This window comes from Pseudomonas sp. ASL3 (genome assembly GCF_056680425.1).
In genome coordinates this window covers 6,067,184-6,089,780 of the sequence record NZ_CM155281.1, presented here as the reverse complement: position 1 = coordinate 6,089,780, position 22,597 = coordinate 6,067,184, and the positions used below count along the sequence as shown (strand labels likewise).

20 protein-coding genes and 4 pseudogenes are annotated in these 22,597 nt (G+C 58.0%); 14 read left to right on the top strand and 10 right to left on the bottom strand.

The annotated features are described in order from the left end of the window. Nucleotides 1–205: 205 nt before the first annotated feature. Nucleotides 206–367 (top strand): annotated as a pseudogene (locus AC1MEE_RS27895) (PA0069 family radical SAM protein); the annotation flags it as partial. A 203-nt stretch (nucleotides 368–570) separates the two neighbouring features. On the opposite strand, the pseudogene AC1MEE_RS27890 reads toward AC1MEE_RS27895, so the two are convergent. Both AC1MEE_RS27890 and AC1MEE_RS27885 read right to left on the bottom strand, forming a co-directional pair. Continuing rightward, nucleotides 571–1,170, bottom strand: a pseudogene (locus AC1MEE_RS27890) (methyl-accepting chemotaxis protein); the annotation flags it as partial. A 258-nt stretch (nucleotides 1,171–1,428) separates the two neighbouring features. Beyond that, nucleotides 1,429–2,211: pseudogene (locus AC1MEE_RS27885) on the bottom strand (MCP four helix bundle domain-containing protein); the annotation flags it as partial. Between the two features lie 214 nt (nucleotides 2,212–2,425). On the opposite strand from AC1MEE_RS27885, the pseudogene AC1MEE_RS27880 reads away from it, so the two are divergent. Continuing rightward, nucleotides 2,426–2,657 (top strand): annotated as a pseudogene (locus AC1MEE_RS27880) (transposase); the annotation flags it as partial. 259 nt (nucleotides 2,658–2,916) lie between these two features. On the opposite strand, the gene AC1MEE_RS27875 reads toward AC1MEE_RS27880, so the two are convergent. The 6 genes from AC1MEE_RS27875 to AC1MEE_RS27850 form a co-directional block, all read right to left on the bottom strand. Beyond that, the gene (locus tag AC1MEE_RS27875) at nucleotides 2,917–3,606 is read right to left on the bottom strand and encodes an RES family NAD+ phosphorylase (RefSeq protein WP_480412694.1); all 690 of its coding nucleotides are present in this window, start codon (nucleotides 3,604–3,606) and stop codon (nucleotides 2,917–2,919) included. Between the two features lie 49 nt (nucleotides 3,607–3,655). Then, complete coding sequence (locus tag AC1MEE_RS27870; RefSeq protein ID WP_480412693.1) at nucleotides 3,656–5,236, bottom strand: ArnT family glycosyltransferase; 1,581 nt, start codon at nucleotides 5,234–5,236, stop codon at nucleotides 3,656–3,658. A gap of 188 nt (nucleotides 5,237–5,424) precedes the next feature. Next, entirely contained in the window at nucleotides 5,425–5,628 is a 204-nt protein-coding gene (locus AC1MEE_RS27865) for a hypothetical protein (RefSeq protein ID WP_480412692.1), read from the bottom strand. Between the two features lie 214 nt (nucleotides 5,629–5,842). After that, nucleotides 5,843–6,115: a DUF2790 domain-containing protein gene (locus AC1MEE_RS27860; RefSeq protein ID WP_480412691.1), complete on the bottom strand. Its 273-nt coding sequence runs from the start codon at nucleotides 6,113–6,115 to the stop codon at nucleotides 5,843–5,845. A gap of 70 nt (nucleotides 6,116–6,185) precedes the next feature. Next, complete coding sequence (locus AC1MEE_RS27855; RefSeq protein WP_480412690.1) at nucleotides 6,186–6,500, bottom strand: cupredoxin domain-containing protein; 315 nt, start codon at nucleotides 6,498–6,500, stop codon at nucleotides 6,186–6,188. 13 nt (nucleotides 6,501–6,513) lie between these two features. Further along, a complete protein-coding gene (locus AC1MEE_RS27850) occupies nucleotides 6,514–7,485 on the bottom strand; it encodes a metallophosphoesterase family protein (protein ID WP_480412689.1) in 972 nt (323 codons plus the stop codon). Between the two features lie 159 nt (nucleotides 7,486–7,644). On the opposite strand from AC1MEE_RS27850, the gene AC1MEE_RS27845 reads away from it, so the two are divergent. Further along, entirely contained in the window at nucleotides 7,645–8,157 is a 513-nt protein-coding gene (locus AC1MEE_RS27845; protein ID WP_480412688.1) for a sigma-70 family RNA polymerase sigma factor, read from the top strand. Next, complete coding sequence (locus AC1MEE_RS27840; protein ID WP_480412687.1) at nucleotides 8,150–8,917, top strand: anti-sigma factor family protein; 768 nt, start codon at nucleotides 8,150–8,152, stop codon at nucleotides 8,915–8,917. Before AC1MEE_RS27845 ends, AC1MEE_RS27840 begins: the two co-directional genes overlap by 8 nt. Nucleotides 8,918–8,930: 13 nt before the next feature. On the opposite strand, the gene cysC is transcribed toward AC1MEE_RS27840, so the two are convergent. Then, entirely contained in the window at nucleotides 8,931–9,542 is a 612-nt protein-coding gene (gene cysC / locus AC1MEE_RS27835; RefSeq protein WP_480412686.1) for an adenylyl-sulfate kinase, read from the bottom strand. Nucleotides 9,543–9,712: 170 nt separating this feature from the next. Between cysC and AC1MEE_RS27830 the strand changes: the two genes are divergently transcribed. After that, entirely contained in the window at nucleotides 9,713–10,174 is a 462-nt protein-coding gene (locus AC1MEE_RS27830) for an Lrp/AsnC family transcriptional regulator (protein ID WP_480412685.1), read from the top strand. Between the two features lie 151 nt (nucleotides 10,175–10,325). Here AC1MEE_RS27830 and ltrA read toward each other — a convergent pair whose 3' ends face one another. Next, nucleotides 10,326–11,609: a group II intron reverse transcriptase/maturase gene (gene ltrA / locus AC1MEE_RS27825; RefSeq protein WP_480410935.1), complete on the bottom strand. Its 1,284-nt coding sequence runs from the start codon at nucleotides 11,607–11,609 to the stop codon at nucleotides 10,326–10,328. A 674-nt stretch (nucleotides 11,610–12,283) separates the two neighbouring features. Between ltrA and AC1MEE_RS27820 the strand changes: the two genes are divergently transcribed. The 9 genes from AC1MEE_RS27820 (at nucleotide 12,284) to AC1MEE_RS27780 (ending at nucleotide 22,250) form a co-directional block, all read left to right on the top strand. Further along, the gene (locus AC1MEE_RS27820) at nucleotides 12,284–13,963 is read left to right on the top strand and encodes a flavin monoamine oxidase family protein (protein ID WP_480412684.1); all 1,680 of its coding nucleotides are present in this window, start codon (nucleotides 12,284–12,286) and stop codon (nucleotides 13,961–13,963) included. Nucleotides 13,964–13,988: 25 nt separating this feature from the next. Beyond that, on the top strand, nucleotides 13,989–14,789 hold the full coding sequence (locus tag AC1MEE_RS27815; protein WP_480412683.1) for a carbon-nitrogen hydrolase family protein: 801 nt from the start codon (nucleotides 13,989–13,991) through the stop codon (nucleotides 14,787–14,789). An 87-nt stretch (nucleotides 14,790–14,876) separates the two neighbouring features. Further along, nucleotides 14,877–17,141, top strand: a complete 2,265-nt coding sequence (gene pqqF / locus AC1MEE_RS27810; protein ID WP_480412682.1) for a pyrroloquinoline quinone biosynthesis protein PqqF — start codon at nucleotides 14,877–14,879, stop codon at nucleotides 17,139–17,141. Between the two features lie 83 nt (nucleotides 17,142–17,224). After that, nucleotides 17,225–17,299 carry a pyrroloquinoline quinone precursor peptide PqqA gene (gene pqqA / locus AC1MEE_RS27805; protein ID WP_010444206.1) on the top strand — a complete coding sequence of 25 codons (75 nt, stop codon included), beginning with the start codon at nucleotides 17,225–17,227 and terminating at the stop codon, nucleotides 17,297–17,299. 67 nt (nucleotides 17,300–17,366) lie between these two features. After that, entirely contained in the window at nucleotides 17,367–18,278 is a 912-nt protein-coding gene (gene pqqB, locus AC1MEE_RS27800) for a pyrroloquinoline quinone biosynthesis protein PqqB (RefSeq protein ID WP_480412681.1), read from the top strand. Nucleotides 18,279–18,286: 8 nt separating this feature from the next. Next, on the top strand, nucleotides 18,287–19,042 hold the full coding sequence (pqqC, locus tag AC1MEE_RS27795; protein ID WP_480412680.1) for a pyrroloquinoline-quinone synthase PqqC: 756 nt from the start codon (nucleotides 18,287–18,289) through the stop codon (nucleotides 19,040–19,042). After that, on the top strand, nucleotides 19,039–19,314 hold the full coding sequence (gene pqqD / locus AC1MEE_RS27790) for a pyrroloquinoline quinone biosynthesis peptide chaperone PqqD (protein WP_480412679.1): 276 nt from the start codon (nucleotides 19,039–19,041) through the stop codon (nucleotides 19,312–19,314). The genes pqqC and pqqD overlap by 4 nt, the downstream gene beginning before the upstream one ends. Further along, nucleotides 19,286–20,458, top strand: a complete 1,173-nt coding sequence (pqqE, locus tag AC1MEE_RS27785) for a pyrroloquinoline quinone biosynthesis protein PqqE (RefSeq protein WP_480412678.1) — start codon at nucleotides 19,286–19,288, stop codon at nucleotides 20,456–20,458. The genes pqqD and pqqE overlap by 29 nt, the downstream gene beginning before the upstream one ends. Continuing rightward, nucleotides 20,424–22,250 carry a S9 family peptidase gene (locus AC1MEE_RS27780; RefSeq protein WP_480412677.1) on the top strand — a complete coding sequence of 609 codons (1,827 nt, stop codon included), beginning with the start codon at nucleotides 20,424–20,426 and terminating at the stop codon, nucleotides 22,248–22,250. Before pqqE ends, AC1MEE_RS27780 begins: the two co-directional genes overlap by 35 nt. The last annotated feature ends 347 nt before the right edge of the window (nucleotides 22,251–22,597 follow it).

Below are 22,597 nucleotides of genomic sequence, written 5' to 3'. Positions count from 1 at the left end.
ATGCAGTCCGAAAGAAGTATAGCACTCCCTAGCATGCAGGGTAGGCAGCGTCAAGATCTAAAAACAGCATTAAGGCCTGGCGCACCCCGACGAATTCTGCATCGCAGCGCCACCAGCAAGTTCGCCCAACGAGCTCGGGAACAGGCCCTAAAATCGGCCAAACTCTAGTTTAGAACTGTCGGAAGACCGGGGTGACCTCAGCGCGCTGCATGACATCCGCTTAGGCGCGCGGATGCGCGCCTAAGCGCTGTTTGCCGAGCTGCTGGCGCGGCGCTTCAAGCTGGCGCTCAAGCGCCGGGGACTGAACAGGCGTGAGGGTTTCAACCTCGACTGCTCGCGCTTTTGCCCGCCGGGCGGTCGGCCCGCTGCCGGGGGGGGGGGGGAGGCGTCCATACCATCTTATACAAAGCACTGCGTTTATTCAGCTTCTTGTAGGTGCTGCGCCGTGCTGCAAGGGGGAGGTCACAGTGTTCAGAAACCAGAGTATCAAGGCACTTGTTGTACATATAGATACTCTGGTGATGCCCATGGACATGGGCCGGTGGCCGACGTGAAGCCGTCCTCAGGACCTTAAAGCTTGAACTGCGCTACCAGGACATTGAAGGAGACGGCCAGCCGCGACAGTTCCTGGCTGGAGGCGCTGGTCTGGTTGGCACCAGCAGCGGTCTGGGTCGAGAGGTCCTGGATGTTTAGCAGATTACGGTCCACCTCACGGGCGACTTGGGCCTGTTCTTCGGACGCCGAAGCGATCACTAGATTGCGCTCGTTGATGGTGACGACCCTGTCTGTAATCTTCTCCAGCGCCGCCCCCGCGCTCTGGGCCAGTTCCTGGGTGTTGGTGGCCAGCGACAGGCTCTTGCCCATGGCAGTGACGGCCCCATTAGCGCCCGATTGCACGGTACTGATCATGCCTTCGATTTCTACGGTCGAGGCTTGGGTGCGGTGGGCGAGCGCGCGCACTTCATCGGCCACCACCGCAAACCCGCGCCCCTGTTCGCCAGCACGGGCGGCTTCGATGGCAGCGTTGAGCGCCAGCAGGTTGGTCTGTTCGGCGATGCTGCGGATCACGTCCAGTACCTTGCTGACTTCTCGAATGTGCCCGGCCAGTTCGGTCACCGTCTCGGTCGACTCGGTGATCTCTTCCACCATGGTGCTGATGCCCATGAGCGTATGGTCGACCTGACTGCGGCCATGAGCGGCGTCTTCGGTCGCGGCTTTAGAGGCCTCGGAGGTCGACACGGCGTTGCGCGCCACTTCCTCGACTGCCGCAGTCATTTCATTGACAGCGGTGGCCGCCTGCTGGATTTCGTCATTCTGCCGCGTCAGGCCCCGGGTACTTTCCTCGGTCACAGCGCTCAGCTCTTCGGCGGCCGAGGCCAACTGATTCGAGGCGCTGGCGATCTGCTGAATGGTGTGCTTCAAGCCGCCCTGCATGTCCGCCAAGGCATTGAGCAGTTGCCCCGCTTCATCGCCACGGGTAGTGGAAATGCTCTGGGTCAGATCGCCACCGGCAATGCGCTGGGCACTAGCGACCGCCACCGCCAGTGGGCGAGTGATCATACGCGTAATTAGAATGCCCAGAGCGGCGGCCACCAAAAAGGCGATCACGATCCCGACCAGCAGCATCAGCGTAGAGCTGGCTTTGAGTTCCTGCGCCCCCTCGGCACCTTCTTTGATCTGCCGATTGTTCGAATCGATCATAACCCGTAGGTACTCGCGGGAATGATTGAACACGTCAAGCGACAGCGCGTTCAAGCGAGTGCGTGCCTGAGCCAGATCGCCAGCGTCCATCAGCTCAATTACCTTCTGGGCACCTGCCACATAACCGGGCCACAGTTCTTCGTACTTGTCCCCCGCCGCCCGCGCATCAGCCTCCAGAGGCGTGGCACGGTAGGTCGCGAAGGCCTTTTCCGCCCGAGCCAGATACGTCGCCAGGGACTGGCGAATACGCGTCTTGTCTGCTGCGGACACATCGCCGGCCTGAGCGTCGAGCAACCGGTAGAGCTCGCGGTTGTGAGCGGTCAGGCTAGACAGAGTCTCGTTGACGTTGCCCACCGAGACCAGGCTGTTGGAAAAGGTCAACGACAGCGCAGTGGCCAAACGGCTGATCCCCACCATTCCCAACCCACCCACGGCTAGGGTGATCAGGGCGCAGATGACGAACGAGGACAAAAGCTTGGTCGAGAATTTGGACTGATTCAGAATGTTCATGTGGCGAACTCGATGGATTAGAGGTAATGAAATAGAGGTTTAAACGGTTCTTCACGAACGAACCCAAACGATATCAAAATAGCATCACTTTATCGGCAGCGCCCACCCTGAAATTCCTTCAGATTTTCTCTTGGCAAGGGGTGCCTGGGACTCTCCGAACAAGTCCTAAGATGTGCTGGAATACACCCTCGCTGGCCGCCGCACCTATGTGTAGATGAGTAAGCGCAGCCTGATCTACAAGGCCAAACGGAAATTCGAGTATTGCAAAGCCCAGACGCGTGCGAAGATTGAACACCCGTTTCGGGTGATCAAACGCCAGCTCGGCTATATGAAGGTGCGCTTTCGCAGACTGATGAATAACACAGCGCAGCTGACGGCGATTCGCCCTATCGAACCTGTGGATAGCTCGAAAACAGTTGATGGGTTTGGATAGGCTGCACCGATAAAGGGGCAAGCCGGGCCAAAAAGCCCGGGCAAACGACCTTCGATGGCATCGCTACGCTGAAAAATGCGGAGGTTGTAGCACGCTGTCATTTAACGGCAGTGTGAAGCAAGTTGATCGGAGTTTCGGATCAGGTAGCGAGGACGTATTTCAGTACATCTGAGCACTTGTTCGGAGAGTCCTCGACCAATGTGGCCAAAGTCGAATATGGGTTTGGTTTCTTTCAGAACATGTACAGCGGATCCGATCGAGAGCGCTTTGGATTAAACCGGACTGATCTCGAATACAAACGTGATTTTTTGACTGTTCGCATCCCAGACATAGCGAAGATGCTTGCCTTGTAGCGGGATCGATACGGAAGGTGGTCGGAACGCTGCCACGCATTCATGGCCATTTAATCGAACGCTGTTGTAGAGAAGGCCCCATGACAACGTCTCACGCAACTGCCTGGCAAAGGTCTGCGCAGGACCGTAGCTGCCAGGATCTGTCTCATGCAAGTGCGAGTAACCCACGCGTATGTCATGCATCGGCTTTACCACCTGGTTGACGTAGGTCCGCATGGTCAGCTCAATATCTGGCTCATTGGTCGCCGCCAGGAATCGCTCCTGGTGATAACTCGTCTCGGCAATAGCTGCGGCTTGGCTGTTGGCAGCGTAGTAAATCCCATAGGAACCATCGGTAAACCGGCTGGATTTCCCTATGTGGGTGAATGCCGCCATCACCGGCGTGGACCCGGGGCCTGAAATCCGATCCTCAGGAAAGACTCTGGAAAGCACGCCGGTTTGTTCTACAAGTCGGTCGTTGGTCAGTGCTTCCAGCGCATAGGCCATTTGCGGGTCAGCAGGATCCAGGAGGACGTGAGAGACGCACCAATGCCAGCGAGGCCAAGGTGCGGGGGCTGGAAGGTAAGGGACACCGTTCGTTTGCTCGCTGGATCGAGATGCCTGGAGCATCTCGATCCGTCGTTCAGTCAGGCTGGATGCAAATCGCTTTTTGCCCGTGTCACTCAGAGGAAGGCGCTACAGCATTCCCGGTGGTTACTATCGCGCTTGTGCTTGGCACATGAGGGATAAACGCAACGCTGCCGGAATCACGTGTATGGAACAATCGCTGCCCATTGTTAGGCTTGGTGGTAATCACCTGGTGGTCGGCTGCCAGGTAGTTCAACGGCAGCTGATCCACCTTGCGGTATTGCGCGACGATGATCGTGTGCTCTGGATCCCAGTTCTGACCGCTGGTTTTTTCCAGCCATGCCATGAATGCGGCACTGTCACCTTCGCGCGGATAGTCCTGATCGTCGCGCACATAGTAGAAAGGCGCACCCTGATTTTGTATGTACATCGGCAGCTTGTTATCGACCTCGACCAGCACCATCCGCCACTGATTCCATGGCGCGCTCTTGCTGGCCTCCGTACGCACATCCGCAGTGAACTGCATGACGCCGCCGCCGCCGTTGGTCCAGGGATAGACAATGCCCAGGACCACCAACAACAGGCCCGCTGCCACACCGAATCCGCGCGTCCAGCCTGGCCCGCTGATCTTGCCGGCAGCGCGCTTCTCAGCCATGTATCGGGTGACCCACCAGGCCGCTAGCAACTGGGCGAAGGGCACCAGTGGCAATACGTAGTAGCTACGCCGACTGCCGCTGGCGGTGAAGAACAGGAACAGCAGACCCAGGCCCATGATCAGCCAGCGGGTGTTCGGCTCGATTTGCTTCCATTGGCGCGCAGCCACCCATAGGCCAAGAATCCAGCACGGCGCCCACGGCAAGGTATAGATCGGCAAATAAACCAGATAGGTGTAGATCGGACCGATATTGTCGAAAGGCTGGAAAAAGCGTACGACGTTTTCCCGGAAGACCAGACTCAGGCCACTCTGAGTGTAGGTTGGCGTCCCATAGAAGTGCGACAGTATGAATGGCACCGCGTAGAACAGACCGGCGATCACCAGCGCGAGGCACATCCGTAGGTTGAGATGGCGCTTCCAGCGCCCTTCGCTGAGCAGGTGCGGCAACAGTACCAGGCCCGGCAAAATGAAACCGATCAAGCCCTTGAACAGCGAGGTCAATGCCAGCAGCAGGAAGAACACGGTGTAACGACCAAGGCGCGTGTCATCCGGCCCTCGCCAGTACCACCAGTAGGCAGCGAGCACGCCGCAAACGGTCAGGATGTCTGCCGTCGCAACCCGCGCCCAGAAGACGAAAAAGAACGTTGTCGCCAGCATCCATCCGGAGATCAGGCCGGTGCTTTTGCTAAACAACCGCTCACCGATCAGATAGACCAGCCAGACACTCAGCCAGGCGGCTATTACCGAGGACAGGCGCAACGACCAGTGACCCAGCCCGCCCGTCAGCCAGGCAGTGCCGGTAATCAACCAGTAGGAGGGTAGCGGCTTGTCGTAATACGGCATGCCTTTGAGATAGGGGTCAAAGTAGTCTCCGGTCTGCAGCATCTGCAGTGCGATGTTCGCCCACCGGGTTTCCGCGCCCCAGAGTTCCCTCGACCCTAGCCCCAACAACAGGAGCAACGCGGAAACGCCGAGCAGTAGCGCCAGTGCTCCCCTGTCACTTCTCCAGAACTGCATTTTTGTATTTTCCATAGATTTACTGATTAACCCCGAGATTCAGACGCCTGACGCAAGCCAGCGCGCATCAATTCTAAACCGATGTTTGTTACGAGCTCGTTAGTAAATAGAGAAAAAAACGTCATTTGGGACAGTTCTGGGGCCCTGTCCTGTATTCGCAGCTTCGTGATACGTCAGCCCGGTGCGCCTCACACAGGGGCCATCAGGTAATTCTGATACACAAGCATACTGCCAATGACGATGGTGGTCAGGCCAACCGCGGCTTGCAGGCCTTTACACAGCCACGTGCCGTTACGCACGCTGTGCAGAGACACGCTAATGAGCAGTGACAGCAGCGCCATGCCCCCAATGGAGCCGAGGCCGAACAGGCCCATGTAGACCAAGCCAGTCATCGGCTAGGCCACTCGACCCAAGGTGAGCAAGATCAGCGCCGCTGAGCCGGCCAGCCCGTGCATCAGACCAACGCAAAGGGCACGCATCGGGAAATACCGGGTGTGTGGATGTTCGTGATGCAGGGCGCTTTTTTCGGCACCCAAATAATCTATGGCGGGTACAAGCGCTGAGGAGCCTAGAGGCTCCTCAGCGCTTGTTTATAGACGGCCAAAATCAATTCTCATGGCAGTCATCACCGAATGTTTGATAGCCAATAGCATGCACCCCACCCGCATGATCCAGGTAAGTCATTGTCGCTGGAACAATGCCGCACTCATGTGAAGGTGAGGTAATGCCCAAGACCTTGGCGATATCAAGTTTCATGCCATAGCGATAGTCTATAACCGGAACGCTGGACGGCTCGTATATAGGAGTGAAAGAGCGTTCGTCTGCCTGAACCAGGGAGGCGGCTACTATCAGTACGAGGCCAATAAATTTAATGTTCATGATTATTCCTGCCAGCCAAACGGGCACATCCTTTTAGGCTTCAAAGTCCAAAATAATTAATCGCTTGTCTTTATTGACTCACGATAATTTTTCCAATCATTTGCGGGTGCAAGGTACAAAAATACTCATATGTCCCAGGTGTCATGAACGTGTATGAGAAATTGTCCTGAGTATCCAATGCACCCGAGCGAAACACTTTATGGGTTTCCACAATAGTATGTGGCACCTGATCATCGTTGACCCATGTCACTTTCGTACCCACGGCCACTGTCAGATCTTTCGGCGAGTACATAAACTCTTTTATATTGACTTGGATATCTTGCGCCCACGACGACATTGACGTTATCAAACAACCCAGGGTAAGCATCAGCGCGTATTTTTTCATGTGGATGCTCTCGTTAAATGAGCGTGGAATTGATCAATGCCAATGGATGATCGCCTTGTGTCGCCACCACCTCGGTGATGCCCAGATAATTGCGTAACTGATCGGCAGGCACTGTCATCGGGCCGGGTGCGGCCGCAGCGCCGGGAGCCGGTTGGGGATAAGCCGTACCGCGCGCGGTGTGGAACGTGATGTTGCCTTCTACTTTCTGAATAACTTGATGAATGTGACCATTCAAGACCGTCACCGAACCATATTTTCGAAGCATTGCGATGGCTTGATCACCGTCCTCGGTTCCCCAGCCCCATGGCTGATAGATAGTCCACAGCGGGATATGAGTGAATACGACAACAGGCGTACTGGTGGCGACGGCGCGTAAATCATCTGCCAGCCACTTCAACTGATCGGCGCCAAGTGTCGCTTCATGGCCCGCCTGGAAATTAAACACATTCACCAGACCGATGAAATGCACGCCATGATCATCGAAACTGTACCATCCGTTGCCTTTTGTACCTTTGCCGTAACGGTCCAGATACGCTTTACCGCCTCCCTCATCAAGCATGTCATGCTCACCGGGCACATAATGCACGGTTGCCGGCAGCCCCCTTAGTATCTGGTCGGCGGTATCGAACTCTGCCGGCCTGGAAAGATGGGTAATATCACCCGTATGCAAAATGAGTGACGGTTTTTTCGGCAGGGCGATGACCTTGTCGATTGCCAACTGCAATGTTTTGAGCGGTTCAGGATTCGCTTCTTTGTTGAAACCGATATGCGTGTCGCTTATCTGCACGAAGTGAAAATCGCTGGCCAGCACACCTCCATTCGATAACGTGCCGGCATCATCCAATGCAAAAGCGCGCGGCACACCACCGCTCATCACCCATAACACCCCCGCGCCTGCCCATGCGGAACATTTCAACAGTTCTCTTCGGCTAAGACCGCGGATATCGTCGGTCACCTCGCCAGGTTTGATCGGCCCCTTGTTCATAACGTACTCCTCAGATTGTGGTTTGCTTGAAGATGCTGTCAGGGTCTATAACGGGCGAGGGAGCTTCTTTATTCCACGATTAAAAATATTTCGGCAAGAGGGAATAAAACAGATCACATCGGAGTTTATAGAGAGATGGGACGGAGCCACGAAGCAGATATGAAGCGTTTTGATGAACTGTTAGCGCCGCACATGGATGCGGCTTACAACCTCGCGCGATGGCTCACCGCCAATGAAAGCGCTGCGCATGATGTGGTGCAGGAGAGCGCCCTAAAGGCTTTTAAATTTCTCCATCGCTTTGAGGGCGGAAATGCCAAGGCGTGGATGCTGACCATTGTCCGCAATGAAAGTTATAACTGGCTCAGGGCCTCGGCGGGCCACCGATGGATCTCGATAGGCGAAGACATATCGGAAAATGATATGGCGCTTGCCCACACACGGACGCCGGAAATTGACGCCATACGTACGGAAGATGCCGTACTCCTTCAGCAGGCGCTCAAGGCCCTGCCACCTGCGTTCCGTGAGGTGATCATTTTAAAGGAGTTGGAAGACATGCCTTATAAGGATATTGCGAAGGTGATTGACGTACCGCTAGGAACGGTCATGTCGAGGCTGGCACGTGCGCGAGCCATGCTCAAAATCGAATTTATGAAGTTGTACCGCCATGAATGATATGAACTGCGATCTCTGCCAAGAACTGATGCACGGCTATCTGGACAACGAGCTGGATAAGGCAACGCAGGCGCGTTTTACCGAACACCTGATGAACTGCGCCGAATGCAAGCCACTGTTCGAGGAAATGAAAATGCTCACAGGGGCCGTCAAGAAGCATGCCCCCTACTACCAGGCACCTGCGTCGCTTGCCGAAAGCATACGTTCCCGCATTCAATCGCCGACCGCTGCCAAGACCAATACCTGGGAGGCGCTGCAATACGCGCTGCGAAACTGGTTCGCCCCGATCTTGTCGGCCACGGTGTTTGCAGCAGCATTATTCCTCTACGTAACGACTCCGTCGACTGACGACAACTGGACGGATGAAGCCGTGTCCAGCCATGTCCGCTCACTGATGGGCGAGCATTTAATGGATATTGCGTCCTCTGACAAACATACCGTCAAGCCGTGGTTCACTGGCAAACTTGATTTTTCACCCCCCGTGTATGACTTCTCTGCCCAAGGGTTCCCGCTCCTTGGCGGACGACTGGATTACCTGCAGCATCAGACCGCGGCCGCCCTCTCCTACCGCCATGACAAACACATCATCAATACATTTGTGGTGCCCACGACGGAAGCGGACAGCGGACTGCAAAGCCAGACCAAACGCGGCTATAACATAGTGTCCTGGCGACAAAACCACATGCGCTTCATCATCGTTTCTGACCTGGACAAGAATGAATTGGAGGTTCTCGGCCAACTGACGAAAAAGGGTATGTAGGTGTGGCAACAGGTCATACGTTACGTGACAGTCTGCTGAGCGGGATTTTGCCTGTCACGTAGGTCACCAGCTTCTGCAGGCTCGCCTCGATCGATTCATTGCCGGTGTCGAGGGTCAGTTCAGGATGTTCCGGCGCTTCATACGGCGCGCTGACTCCGGTGAACTCAAGCAGCTCGCCGGCGTGTGCTTTCTTGTACAAACCTTTGGGGTCGCGGGCCTCGCAGGTCGCCAGGTCGGCAGCGATATGAATTTCGTGGAACATCTGTCCGATCGAATGACGGGCGCGCGCACGGTCTTCCCGGTAGGGGGAAATGAACGCGGTAATGCAGATCAGGCCGGCATCGGCAAACAAACCGGCAGCCTCGCCCACTCGCCGTATATTCTCGGTCCTGTCCTCGGCACTGAAACCGAGATTCGAATTCAGGCCTCTGCGCACGTTGTCACCGTCGAGCACGTAGCAGGAATACCCCATATCCGTCAGGGCGAGTTCCAAAGCCATGGACAACGAGGATTTACCCGAAGCCGATAGGCCGGTCAGCCACAATACCGCGCCGCTATGGCCGTAATGTGCTTTGCGGTCTGCCGCAGTCAGTGAGTGCGCTACGGCAGTCAGATTCTTGTTCATCGTCAGTGTCCTGTGTCGTCGGTACTGCTGAAGTAGTTCTGCGCAATGCAGTCTACGTGACGTACAACGTCGATGGCCTTGAATACAAGAACCCGCAGGCTGATGTCAAATCGCCAAATCCATAAATGCAGGTAACATGCTCGCCCCCTGCTGCACCGAAGGAGATGACCTTGTCCGATAGCCGCCCGCCCGTTCTTGACGAAATCGACCGCCAATTGATCGCGGCCTTGCAGATCAACGCTCGCGAAAGTGTGGCGATGCTTGCCCGGCATTTGGGGATCGCCAGAACCACGGTCACGTCGCGCCTGGCCCGGTTGGAAAAAGCCAAAGTGATCACCGGTTATGGCGTGCGCTTGAGTCAGCGAGTGGTCGATGGCGGGTTGCAGGCGTATGTCGGCATCACCGTGCAACCGCGTTCAGGCAAAGAAGTGTTGCGTCGGCTCAGCGCCATGGCTCAAGTGCAGCAGTTATGTGCCGTGAGTGGTGAATTCGATTACGTGGCGTGGCTGCGCACTGACTCGCCGGAGCAACTGGATCAACTGCTGGATTTGATAGGCAGCGTCGATGGGGTGGAGAAGACCACGACCTCGATCATCCTCAGCAGCAAGATTGATCGTGGGCAGCCGGTTTGATTTCGTGGTGTCTGGAAGTACGCCTTCGCGAATGAATTCGCTCCCACAGTGGGATAGCGGTGTACCCGATCGGGTCGAGGTAACGGGACTAGCCCGTTACCCCTCCCACACCACCGGACGTGCGGTTTTCCGCATCCGGCGGTTGGACTGCTCAGCATTGCGCTGAGGCGAGATCCTGCGCGGTGATCAGGCCATATTGCTTCAAGCGTTTGTTGTTCAAGGCTTGGTGCATGGCCGGATGTGCCGCCGCTTTCCAAGCTCCGTCGTGAAAACTCACTCGCGCAAGCCCTCGTTTCGAGATGCCCATCTTCAGCAGTTGGGCCATACGACCCTTGCGGTTATGCCACCGCTGCCAAAAGCACTTGCGCATGTGGCGCCGCGTCCATTGTGAGAGCTGCGTGAAGTTTCGCTCCGTGGCCAGCCGGAAATAACCAAACCAGCCAAGAAGATAACCTCTCCATTGCTCAACCAGTTCCCGGGAGGTGAGTCCCTGTCTGGCTGACCAACATTCACGAACGCGTTTGCGGTATCGTTTGACCGTCCTGCCCGACAGGTGATTGTTGCCTTCCTCGTCGATCAGATAACCCAGAAAATCGCGTTCCCAAGGACGACCCGTGCCGCTCTTGCTGGCATTGACCTTCAGCTTCAGATGTTTCTCGATCCACGCCACGATGCTTTCCAGTATTCGCTCTGCGCTGCGCTCGCTTTCGACAAATATCATCAGGTCGTCTGCATAGCGACAGAAGCTCAGCCCTCGAGCTTCCAGCTCCTTGTCCAGCGGGTCCAGATACAGATTGGCCAGCAGCGGACTCAGCGGACCACCTTGCGGTACGCCCGCCGTGCGTTTGTGCCGCTGGCCGTTCAGGACCATGTCCGCGCGCAGGTTCGACGCCAGATACTTGTTCAGCCGCTTGTCCCGGATGTCGCGGGTGATGCGCGTCATGAGTCGGTCGTGATTGACCTCGTCAAAGAACGCTTCAATGTCCACATCGACAACCCAGGTCTTGCCGCTGAGCACGAAGTCTTTCGCCGCCCTGATCGCGTCAAGGTTGCTGCGCCCGGGCCTGAACCCGTAGCTGTGCTCACTGAAACCACCGTCCCAAAGCTTCGTCAGTTGCTGGCTTACCGCTTGCTGGATCACTCGATCCTGCGTGTTGGGAATCCCCAGCAGCCGTTCTCCGCCTTGGGGTTTGCCGATCGTTTTACCCCTGATCGGACCGGGCTGGTAGCTCCCGGCCAGAAGCTTTTCCTTGATGCCCGGCCAATGCTTGACCAAGTGCGCTTCGAGGTCTTCAGTGCTAATACCGTCAACCCCGGGCGCACCTTTGTTGGCCCGGACTTTCTTGAACGCACGGCGCATGTTGTCAGCCTCGACAACCTGCTCCACGCTGATTTCGCTCAACACGTCTCCAGTTTCCTGTTCCGTCTGACACATCACTCGCTCTTTCCTTTCATTAGTTCTCCGGGATCCACCCGGGCATTCATGTCCGGCCAACCCGTCGGTGTCACTGCACTTTTCCGGGTTCGGTTTCAAAGAGCTCTGGCTCAATGTAAGAAGTCCATTACGGGTGTTGTTTATCCTTCGGCCCTTTGCTCCAAGCGCATTACCGCTCATCTTCGCTACTACGGCCTCTGCTGACTTCTCGCTCACTGACGTGTGCGAGATCTCCCCGGGTAAGGTGCCAAAACCATCGGCCCGTGCCGTCAGGCTCTACTGAATGCGTCTTTCGGTGACAGTCGGATTTCGTGGTTCCCAGCACACTAATCGCCCGCATCCAGCCTCGCTGCCTGTTCGTGTTCCTACGGTCGTGCCTTTGCTACGCGCTTCTTTCAGCTTGGCCTCACGGCGTCCACCTTGCGTTTCACTACAGTTGTCGTCACTTACTCTGGCCATCGCTTTCAGATGGCTGGTTTTGGCCCATGCCGGGCACACTGGGAGCGAATTCATTCGCGAAGGCAATTTGTCAGGCGCAAAAAATAGACAATATGATCACTTCTTTCGTCATAACACAGCGCAACCCATCAAAACGACGACACTTTGCGCCTTATTAACGTGCTGACTCTTATCTAGACTGTCTTCTTTTGCACCCCAGCCGAACAAGGTCAGTCATGAAGAATAATCGCCATCCAGCAGACGGTAAAAAGCCGATCACTATTTTCGGCCCGGACTTTCCTTTCGCCTTTGACGACTGGATCGAGCACCCGGCCGGGCTGGGCAGTATTCCGGTCGAACAGCACGGCGCGGAAGTGGCGATTGTCGGCGCGGGCATCGCAGGGCTGGTCGCGGCCTATGAACTGATGAAGCTCGGCCTCAAGCCGGTGGTGTACGAAGCGTCGAAGATGGGTGGCCGTTTGCGCTCGCAGACGTTCGACGGCACTGAGGGCATCATCGCCGAGCTGGGTGGGATGCGCTTCCCCGTCTCGTCCACGGCGTTTTACCACTACGTCGACAAGCTCGGGCTGGAATCCAGACCCTTCCCCAACCCGCTGACCCCCGCGTCTGGCAGCACGGTGATCGACCTGGAAGGCACCACCTACTACGCACAGAAATTGTCGGATCTTCCGGCGCTGTTCCAGGAAGTGGCCGACGCCTGGGCCGATGCACTGGAAGACGGTTCGCGCTTCGGCGAGATCCAGCAAGCCATCCGTGACCGCGATGTGCCACGCTTGAAAGAGCTGTGGAACACCCTCGTCCCGCTGTGGGATGACCGCACTTTTTACGATTTCGTCGCTACCTCGAAAGCCTTCGCCAAGCTGTCCTTCACTCACCGCGAAGTGTTCGGCCAGGTGGGCTTCGGCACGGGCGGCTGGGACTCGGACTTCCCCAACTCGATGCTGGAAATCTTTCGCGTGGTGATGACCAATTGCGACGAAAACCAGCACCTGATCGTTGGCGGCGTGGAACAAGTGCCGTTGGGCATTTGGCGTCACGCACCGGAGCGTTGCGCTCATTGGCCGGAAGGCACCAGCCTGTCGTCACTGCATCATGGCGCGGCGCGCACCGGCGTCAAACGCATTGCCCGGGCTGACGATGGCCGCTTCGCCGTCACCGATAACTGGGGCGACACCCGCCACTACGCGGCAGTGCTGACCACCTGCCAAAGCTGGCTGCTGACCACCCAGATCGAATGCGAAGAATCGCTGTTCTCGCAGAAGATGTGGATGGCGCTGGACCGTACGCGCTACATGCAATCGTCGAAAACCTTCGTCATGGTCGACCGTCCGTTCTGGAAAGACAAAGACCCGGAAACCGGTCGCGACCTGATGAGCATGACCCTCACCGACCGCCTGACTCGCGGCACCTATTTGTTCGACAACGGCGACGACAAGCCGGGAGTGATCTGCCTGTCCTATTCATGGATGAGCGACGCACTGAAGATGCTGCCGCAGCCTATCGAGAAGCGCGTGAAGCTGGCCCTCGATGCGCTGAAGAAGATCTATCCAAAGGTGGATATCGCCGCGCGCATCATCGGCGACCCCATCACCGTGTCGTGGGAAGCAGACCCGCATTTCCTCGGCGCATTCAAAGGTGCGCTGCCGGGGCACTATCGCTACAACCAGCGCATGTACGCACACTTCATGCAGCAAGACATGCCCAGCGAACAACGCGGGATTTTCATCGCCGGTGATGATGTGTCGTGGACACCCGCCTGGGTCGAAGGCGCGGTGCAGACCTCGCTGAATGCGGTGTGGGGCATCATCAATCACTTCGGTGGCAGCACCCACCCGGAGAACCCAGGCCCTGGCGATGTCTTCCATGAGATCGGGCCTATCGCCCTCGCGGATTAAGATCGGGTTGAGGAGAACACACCCCATGCGCATCGCCCTGTATCAATGCCCGCCGTTGCCGCTGGATGTCAGCGGCAACCTGCAACGTCTGGCGCAAAAGGCGTCTGAAGCGGCGGCACAAGGGGCGGACCTGTTGGTCTGCCCCGAAATGTTCCTGACCGGTTACAACATCGGCGCCGAAGCGGCGTTTTCGCTGGCCGAAGCCCGTGATGGTCATTCGGCCGAGCAGGTAGCGGCCATCGCCAAGGCAGCGGGCATCGCCATTGTGTATGGCTATCCCGAACGCTCCAGCGATGCGCAGGTGTACAACGCGGTGCAACTGATCGATGCCCGGGGCAGAAGTCTCTGTCATTACCGTAAGACCCATCTTTACGGTGAACTGGACAAGTCGATGTTCGCGGTCGCTGGCGATGATTTTCCTGTGGTCGAATTGAACGGTTGGCGCCTCGGGCTGCTGATCTGTTACGACCTGGAGTTTCCGGAAAATACGCGGCGGCTCGCCTTGGCCGGTGCCGAACTGATTGTGGTACCGACCGCGAATATGGCGCCCTACGACTTCATTGCCGAAGTGACCGTTCGCGCCCGCGCGTTCGAAAACCAGTGCTATGTGGCCTATGCCAATTACTGCGGCAGTGAGGGCGACATCCACTACTGTGGCCTGAGCAGCATCGCGGCACCCGACGGCAACCGAATCGCCCAGGCGGCTCAGGATGAAGCATTGATTATTGGCACGCTGGATCGGCAGTTGATGGACGATTCACGCGCCATCAACAGCTACTTCAAGGACCGGCGTCCGGCGCTGTATACCGGGCTGAGCAAAGACTGAACACCCCGCTCTCCTACAGAAATCGGTGTTCGGCCGAATATCCGCTAGCATGACTGCTTCTATCGCTGAAATGCCCAGGAAGCTGGCATGCCTGCCCTGCACACTCCCGCTATCGAACACCTCATCCTGCCGAACGGGCTGCGGGTCGTGCTTTGTCACGCCTCGCGTCTGAAACGGTGCTCAGCGGCGTTGCGAGTTGCGGCGGGCAGTCATGACGTACCGGCGACGTGGCCGGGCCTGGCGCACTTTCTTGAGCACCTGTTCTTTCTCGGTACGGAACGTTTCCCGGCCGAGGAAAATCTGATGGCCTTCGTGCAGCGCCATGGCGGGCAGGTGAATGCCAGTACCCGCGAACGCACCACGGATTTCTTCTTCGAACTGCCGCAGCCAGTGTTCGCCCAAGGCTTGGTGCGCCTATGCGAAATGCTCGCTCATCCGCGCATGACCCTGGTCGATCAACTGCGCGAACGTGAAGTGCTGCATGCCGAGTTCATCGCGTGGTCGCGGGATGCCGAGGCGCGCTATCAAACACGCTTGATCCAACCGGTTTCTGCCCGACACCCACTGCGCGCATTTCATGCGGGCAATCGCTACAGCCTGCCGGTGCCGCGTCAGGCTTTTCAGCAAGCATTGCAGGACTTCTATCAACGCTTCTATCAGGCCGGGCAGATGACCTTGAGCCTTGCCGGGCCGCAGCCGCTGGCCGAGCTGAAGGTGCTGGCAGCGGCCTACGGAAGCCTCTTTGCGGCCGGGGAGAAATGTGAGCAGGCCAGGCCGCCGCAATTGCTGGACGCTGCGCCCACCCTGCAACCCATCATCGATCCGCGTCGTCTGCATCTGGTTTTTGCGTGCGAAGACTTACCTGAATCCAGCCCCGAAGCAGTGACGTTTCTCTGCACCTGGCTAACCGACGCGCAACCCGGCGGTTTGCTGTTCGAACTGCGTGAACGTGGCTTGATCGAATCCCTCAAGGCCGTGCCGCTGTATCAGTTCGATCGACAACTGTTGCTTAACATCGAGTTTGCGCTAAGCGCTGACGGCATCGAGCAGCGTCAGCGGATCGTCGCAGCATTTTTCGACTGGCTGGCATTTTTCAACACTCACTGGCCGACCCTGCGTGAGGAATACTCCCTACTGCAACAACGGCGCCTGGCCGTCAGCAGCGCCCTTGATCTGGCGCGGCAATCCAATGAAGGCATTGATCACACAACGGCAGTGGCGGCGCTGCTCGAACAACTGAATCCCTCGCAGCTTCTCCAGCCTGTGGATAACTTATCCACCGAGCGGATCGCCTGGCGTTTACCCGAACCCAATCCTTTCCTGCGCACTGTCAGCGATTCAAATGAAGGCGCGATTTACCTCCGTTGGCGACTCAACGCTACGCACCCCGCCCTATGGCAAGTGCTCGATCACAGCCTGCAAACCCTCAAGCACACGGCGCAAACCGCGGGCGTCAGCCTGACGTTCAACGCTTATGGCCCGTTCTGGCAACTGGCGCTAAACGGCTTGTCGGCGCCCATGCCAACCATCCTTCAGCACGCCTTACGCCGGCTGACGGCGCCCGATAGCGACCGTTTGCCGAGCAACGAGCCAGCGCCGATCCCGATCCGCCAGTTGCTCAAGCGTCTGCCAGATTATTTTCTGGACACTCAACCCTCTGACGACAGCTCCGTCGACTTATCCACAGCTTGGTCGAACGCACGCTGGACGCTGTTCTCGACAGGTCTGTCCGAAGCCCCGCCAACGGCCGAAATACCCGGTACGCCAGACGATCAGCCGCTGACAGCGCCCGGCATCGAACCCGGAAAATACTGGCGTACTGATCCGTCAGAAGCTGACGAAAACGCCGTGCTGCTGTTCTGCCCCACGCCGAGCGAAAGCCTTGACGACGAAGCCGCCTGGCGCTTGCTGGCGCATCTCGGCCAAGCACCCTTCTACCAACGGCTGCGGGTCGAATTACAATTGGGCTACGCGGTATTCAGCGGTTTCCGACAAATAGCCGGGAGATCTGGCTGGCTGTTCGGCGTTCAGTCGCCCACGGCCTCGACAGAGGAGATCGTCGGCCATCTAGAGGCTTTCATAGGCAACCTGCCGACGCTCATCAAGGCAATCGATCTACCGACACAACAACAGGCCTTGGCCGCACAGTTCGTTCCCGAGGCTATGGACTCACCTCAAACTAGCGAATGGCTCTGGCAAGCGCACCTCGCCGGGCATGACGCACGTTATCCACAGCAGTTGCACCGTGTTCTTCTACACTTTGAAAAACAGCCGCTGCTCAAGGCCGCCGAACAGCTTGAGCGGGCGACGGGCGGCTGGCTGATCCTGACCAACGGCCCACCAGCAAGATAGCTACCTACCATCTGAACGTCTGCGCTCGGCTGCGGACTAACGATTTGACATCAACCGCTGCATTTACCCGGAAGGAGTTTCCTATGTCGTGGACTAAACCTGCTTACACGGATCTGCGTATCGGCTTTGAAGTCACCATGTACTTCGCGAACCGTTGATTTCATTGCGGTGTAACGCCTCGGTTCGCCGGGGCTTTTTTATTTAAGGAGCATTTAGGGAGCGTCAATGCACATTCAAATTCTAGGGTCCGCCGCGGGTGGCGGTTTTCCACAGTGGAATTGCAATTGCGCCAATTGTGCCGGCTTTCGCAACGGCAGTTTGCGTGCTCAAGCGCGTACGCAATCGTCCATCGCATTGTCGGACGACGGCGTGCATTGGGTACTGTGCAACGCCTCCCCCGACATCCGCGCGCAATTGCAGGGCTTCGCACCCATGCAACCGGGCCGCGCCCGGCGTGACACCGGCATCAGCGCCATTATTCTGATGGACAGCCAGATCGACCACACCACCGGCCTGCTCAGCCTGCGTGAGGGCTGCCCGCATCAGGTCTGGTGTACCGACATGGTTCACGAGGACTTGAGCACCGATTTCCCGCTGTTCACCATGCTGACCCACTGGAATGGCGGTCTCGCCTGGAACCGCATCGAGCTTGAGGCCAGCTTCGTCATCTCGGCCTGCCCGAATCTGCGTTTCACCCCGTTCCCGCTGCGTAGCGCGGCGCCGCCATATTCGCCGCACCGTTTCGATCCACACCCCGGCGACAACATCGGCTTGATCGTCGAAGACCTGAACACCGGCGGCAAGCTGTTCTACGCACCCGGTCTGGGCAAAGTCGATGAAACGCTGATGCAGCAAATGGGCGCTGCCGACTGTCTGCTGGTGGACGGCACGATGTGGGACGACGATGAAATGCAGCGTCGTGGCGTCGGCACGCGCACCGGCCGTGAAATGGGTCATCTGGCACAGAACGGCCCTGGCGGTATGCTCGAAGTGCTGGAGCAGTTGCCTGAACAGCGCAAAGTGCTTATCCATATCAACAACACCAACCCGATCCTCGACGAAGATTCCCCAGAGCGCGCCGAGCTGGTCCGACGCAATGTCGAAGTTGCCTACGACGGCATGAGTATCGAGCTTTAGGAGCCCACATGAGCGACACCTCCGCGCTGTCCCCCGCTGAGTTCGAACAGGCCCTGCGCGCCAAGGGTGCCTACTACCACATCCATCACCCCTTCCATGTGGCGATGTACGAAGGCCGCGCGACCCGCGAGCAGATTCAGGGCTGGGTCGCCAACCGCTTCTATTACCAGGTGAACATCCCACTCAAGGATGCTGCGATTCTGGCCAACTGCCCGGACCGTGAAGTGCGCCGCGAATGGATTCAACGCCTGCTCGATCACGACGGTGCGCCCGGTGAAGACGGCGGCATCGAAGCCTGGCTGCGCCTGGGTCAGGCCGTTGGTCTGGACCCGGATCAACTGCGCTCGCAGGAATTGGTACTGCCCGGCGTGCGTTTTGCCGTCGACGCCTACGTCAACTTCGCCCGCCGCGCCAATTGGCAGGAAGCTGCCAGCAGCTCGCTGACCGAACTGTTCGCACCGCAAATCCACCAGTCGCGTCTGGACAGCTGGCCACAGCACTATCCGTGGATCGACCCCACCGGCTACGCGTATTTCCGTACCCGTCTGGGTCAGGCCCGGCGCGATGTGGAGCATGGTCTGGCGATCACGTTGCAGCACTACACCACGTACGAAGGCCAGCAACGCATGCTGGAAATTCTGCAGTTCAAACTGGACATTCTTTGGAGCATGCTCGATGCCATGAGCATGGCCTACGAGTTGAACCGTCCGCCGTACCACAGCGTTACAAACCAACGCGTCTGGCATAAGGGGATCGCCCTGTGAGCTTTGATCGACAACTGATTCCACACTGGCGCCAGGGCTATCGCTTTCAGTTCGAACCGGCGCAAAACGGCCATGTGTTGCTGTACCCGGAAGGCATGATCAAACTCAATGAAAGTGCCAGCGCCATCGGCGGCCTGATCGATGGCGAGCGCAGCGTCGCGCTGATTATCGAGGCGCTCGACCTACAGTTCCCAGGCTTTCCAGAGCTCGGTGCCGACGTCGAGCAGTTTATGGAGGTCGCTCGTGCTGAATACTGGATCGAACTTGTCTGAACCAGAAGAGCATCTACCGCCCAAGCCCGAAATCGGTTTGCCTTTATGGCTGCTGGCCGAGCTGACATATCGCTGTCCGCTGCAATGCCCGTACTGCTCCAATCCGCTGGATTTCGCCGCACAAGGACAGGAACTGACCACCGCCGAGTGGTTCAAGGTATTCCGTGAAGCACGGCAGATGGGCGCAGCACAGATCGGCTTTTCCGGTGGCGAACCGCTGGTGCGTCAGGACCTGGCCGAACTGATTGCCGAAGCGCGCCAACTGGGTTTCTACACCAACCTGATCACCTCCGGCATCGGCCTGACCGAGCAGAAAATCGCTGATTTCAAGAAGGCCGGGCTGGACCATATCCAGATCAGTTTCCAGGCCAGCGACGAGCAAGTGAACAACTTGTTGGCCGGCTCGAAAAAGGCCTTCGCACAAAAACTGGAAATGGCCCGCGCAGTGAAAGCCCACGGCTATCCGATGGTGCTGAATTTCGTCACCCATCGGCACAACATCGACAAGATCGACCGCATCATCGAGCTGTGCATCGCACTGGAAGCGGACTTCGTCGAGCTCGCCACCTGCCAGTTCTACGGTTGGGCACAACTCAACCGGGTCGGCCTGCTGCCAACCCGTGAGCAACTGCTGCGTGCCGAGCGCATCACCAATGAATACCGGGCGAAGCTGGCGGCAGAAAATCATCCGTGCAAACTGATTTTCGTCACCCCGGACTACTATGAAGAGCGCCCAAAAGCCTGCATGAATGGCTGGGGCAGTATCTTCCTCACCGTGACTCCGGACGGCACCGCCTTGCCCTGCCATGGCGCGCGACAGATGCCGGTGCAGTTTCCCAATGTGCGCGATCACAGCATGCAGCACATCTGGTACGACTCGTTCGGCTTCAATCGCTTCCGCGGTTATGACTGGATGCCCGAACCCTGCCGCTCTTGCGACGAGAAGGAAAAGGACTTCGGCGGATGCCGTTGTCAGGCTTTTATGCTCACGGGCGACGCCAGTAATGCCGATCCGGTCTGTAGTAAATCGGAGCATCACGGGATGATCATCCAGGCCCGCGAAGAAGCCGAGTATGCTACGCAGACTATTGAGCAGTTGGCCTTCCGCAATGAACGAAACTCGCGCCTCATCATTAAATCCTGAACCTTTCAGCGCGGCACAGGCCGTAGCGGCGGGTGTCGACTTCGCTGAACTTGCGGTCAGCGCGGCAGGCTTGTTCTGGAACGAATACCGCCCTGAAGATGCCGCCTGCCGTATCTGGCGTTGGCATCAAGGCCAGACTCAATGCCTGACGCCAGACGGTTTCAGCGTGCGCAGCCGGGTCTATGAATATGGCGGCGGTTCGTTCTGCTTGAGCGACGATGCGGTGGTGTTCGTCAACGAGGCCGATCAACAACTATATCGTCAGCGGTTCGACGCCAGCGCACCGGAGCTACTGAGCCACGGCGACAAACGCTACGGCGATGTGCGCTTCGCCAACGGACAGATTCTGGCGGTGGAAGAAGCTCACAACGTTCATCGTTTGATCGCCCTTGACGTGGCAGACGGTCAACGCCATCTGCTGGCCGAAGGTGCGGATTTCTACGCAGCGCCGACCCTTGGCCCGAACGGCCAGCGTCTGGCCTGGATCGAGTGGCAACGCCCGCATCAGCCGTGGACCTCGACCCAGTTGATGTGTGCCGAACGTCAGGCCGACGGCCGTTGGGGAGCGCCACGCTGTGTGGCAGGTCTGGACACCGAAGAATCTCTGCAACAACCACGCTTCGACGCCCAGGGCCGCCTGTTTTGCCTGACCGATCACGGCGGGTTCTGGCAGCCATGGGGCGAGATAGCTGACGGTCTGGCCGCACTGCCCGCCGCCATGGCCGATCATTCGCCGGCGCCGTGGCAATTGGGTGACAGCACCTGGTTGCCGCTGGGGGAAGACAATTATCTGGCGAGCTGGTCCGAAGAGGGTTTTGGCCTTCTGGGTATTCGTCATGCCGACGGATCGGTGGAGGATTTCACCGGCGATTACACCCGCTTCCGTAGCCTGGCCGTGGATGAGCATTTCATCTATTGCATCGCCGCCTCGGCGGTCAGCCCGTCAGCTGTTCTCGCCATCCGGCGCCAGGACCATCAGGTGCAGGTCCTTGCCGGAGGCATTGCGCCGCTGCCCGCCGAACGCATCACCCGCCCGCACGCGCTGCGTTACCCCAGCGGCTCTGGCGAGGCCCACGGGTTTTTCTACCCGGCCATGAACGGCGCGCAAGAGCCGCCCTTGGTGGTGTTCGTTCATGGCGGCCCGACGTCAGCCTGCTACCCGATTCTTGATCCGCGCATCCAGTACTGGAGTCAGCGCGGATTCGCCGTCGCCGACCTCAACTACCGTGGCAGCACCGGTTATGGCCGCGCCTATCGACAGAGCCTGCATCTGAACTGGGGCGAAGTGGACGTCGAAGATGCCTGCGCGGTGGTGGCCTATCTGGCCGAACGCAAACTGATCAACCCCGCTCAAGCCTTCATCCGTGGTGGCAGCGCGGGCGGCTACACCGCCCTGTGTGCGCTGGCGTTCCGTCAGGTATTTCGCGCCGGGGCGAGCCTGTATGGCGTCAGCGATCCCATCGCCCTGGGTCGAGCGACGCATAAGTTCGAAGGCGACTATCTGGATTGGCTGATCGGCGACCCGGAGAAGGATTCCGAGCGCTACAAGGTCCGCACACCGCTGCTGCACGCCAAGCAGATCAAAGTGCCGGTGATCTTCTTTCAAGGCGAATTGGACACGGTGGTCGTGCCCGAGCAGACCCGCGACATGCTCAATGCGCTGCTGGACAACGGCATCCCCGCCGAAGCCCATTTCTATGCCGACGAACGCCACGGCTTCCGCAAAGCGGCGAACCAGGCTCATGCATTGGAAGAGGAATGGCGGTTTTATCAGCGGGTGATGGACAACTGAGATCGCGAATAAACTCGCTCAAAGGGGACCTGCTGCAGCGGGATTTGTCTGGTCTCTGGAACTGCTGCGGTCATTGCTGGAGGAAGTGGTGAAGGGTCGCCCGGGCATACCGGCGCAACTGGATGTTTTGAACTGACATCCCGCAAGCGCACAACGCTAAATCGCGCCCAAAAGAAAACCCCGCCGAAGCGGGGCTTTGCAGACTGTTTCCCTGACATCCTTTTCGCCCCGCCGTCCTGGCAGGAATCCTTACGTGTCCGTGTTATCTCTTTGCGCTTCCTGCGCTACGTCCATGGGAAGTAGATTAACTTTGGATCCATTCCAGCGATAGGGGCAAACAGCAGCAC

Excerpts from the sequence above, each read along its gene's own strand:
- AC1MEE_RS27875 (WP_480412694.1), bottom strand. The coding sequence starts at position 3,606 with ATGCTCCAGGCATCTCGATCCAGCGAGCAAACGAACGGTGTCCCTTAC.
- AC1MEE_RS27870 (WP_480412693.1), bottom strand. The coding sequence starts at position 5,236 with ATGCAGTTCTGGAGAAGTGACAGGGGAGCACTGGCGCTACTGCTCGGC.
- AC1MEE_RS27865 (WP_480412692.1), bottom strand. The coding sequence starts at position 5,628 with ATGACTGGCTTGGTCTACATGGGCCTGTTCGGCCTCGGCTCCATTGGG.
- AC1MEE_RS27860 (WP_480412691.1), bottom strand. The coding sequence starts at position 6,115 with ATGAACATTAAATTTATTGGCCTCGTACTGATAGTAGCCGCCTCCCTG.
- AC1MEE_RS27855 (WP_480412690.1), bottom strand. The coding sequence starts at position 6,500 with ATGAAAAAATACGCGCTGATGCTTACCCTGGGTTGTTTGATAACGTCA.
- AC1MEE_RS27850 (WP_480412689.1), bottom strand. The coding sequence starts at position 7,485 with ATGAACAAGGGGCCGATCAAACCTGGCGAGGTGACCGACGATATCCGC.
- AC1MEE_RS27845 (WP_480412688.1), top strand. The coding sequence starts at position 7,645 with ATGAAGCGTTTTGATGAACTGTTAGCGCCGCACATGGATGCGGCTTAC.
- AC1MEE_RS27840 (WP_480412687.1), top strand. The coding sequence starts at position 8,150 with ATGAATGATATGAACTGCGATCTCTGCCAAGAACTGATGCACGGCTAT.
- cysC (WP_480412686.1), bottom strand. The coding sequence starts at position 9,542 with ATGAACAAGAATCTGACTGCCGTAGCGCACTCACTGACTGCGGCAGAC.
- ltrA (WP_480410935.1), bottom strand. The coding sequence starts at position 11,609 with ATGTGTCAGACGGAACAGGAAACTGGAGACGTGTTGAGCGAAATCAGC.
- AC1MEE_RS27820 (WP_480412684.1), top strand. The coding sequence starts at position 12,284 with ATGAAGAATAATCGCCATCCAGCAGACGGTAAAAAGCCGATCACTATT.
- AC1MEE_RS27815 (WP_480412683.1), top strand. The coding sequence starts at position 13,989 with ATGCGCATCGCCCTGTATCAATGCCCGCCGTTGCCGCTGGATGTCAGC.
- pqqF (WP_480412682.1), top strand. The coding sequence starts at position 14,877 with ATGCCTGCCCTGCACACTCCCGCTATCGAACACCTCATCCTGCCGAAC.
- pqqB (WP_480412681.1), top strand. The coding sequence starts at position 17,367 with ATGCACATTCAAATTCTAGGGTCCGCCGCGGGTGGCGGTTTTCCACAG.
- pqqC (WP_480412680.1), top strand. The coding sequence starts at position 18,287 with ATGAGCGACACCTCCGCGCTGTCCCCCGCTGAGTTCGAACAGGCCCTG.
- AC1MEE_RS27780 (WP_480412677.1), top strand. The coding sequence starts at position 20,424 with ATGAACGAAACTCGCGCCTCATCATTAAATCCTGAACCTTTCAGCGCG.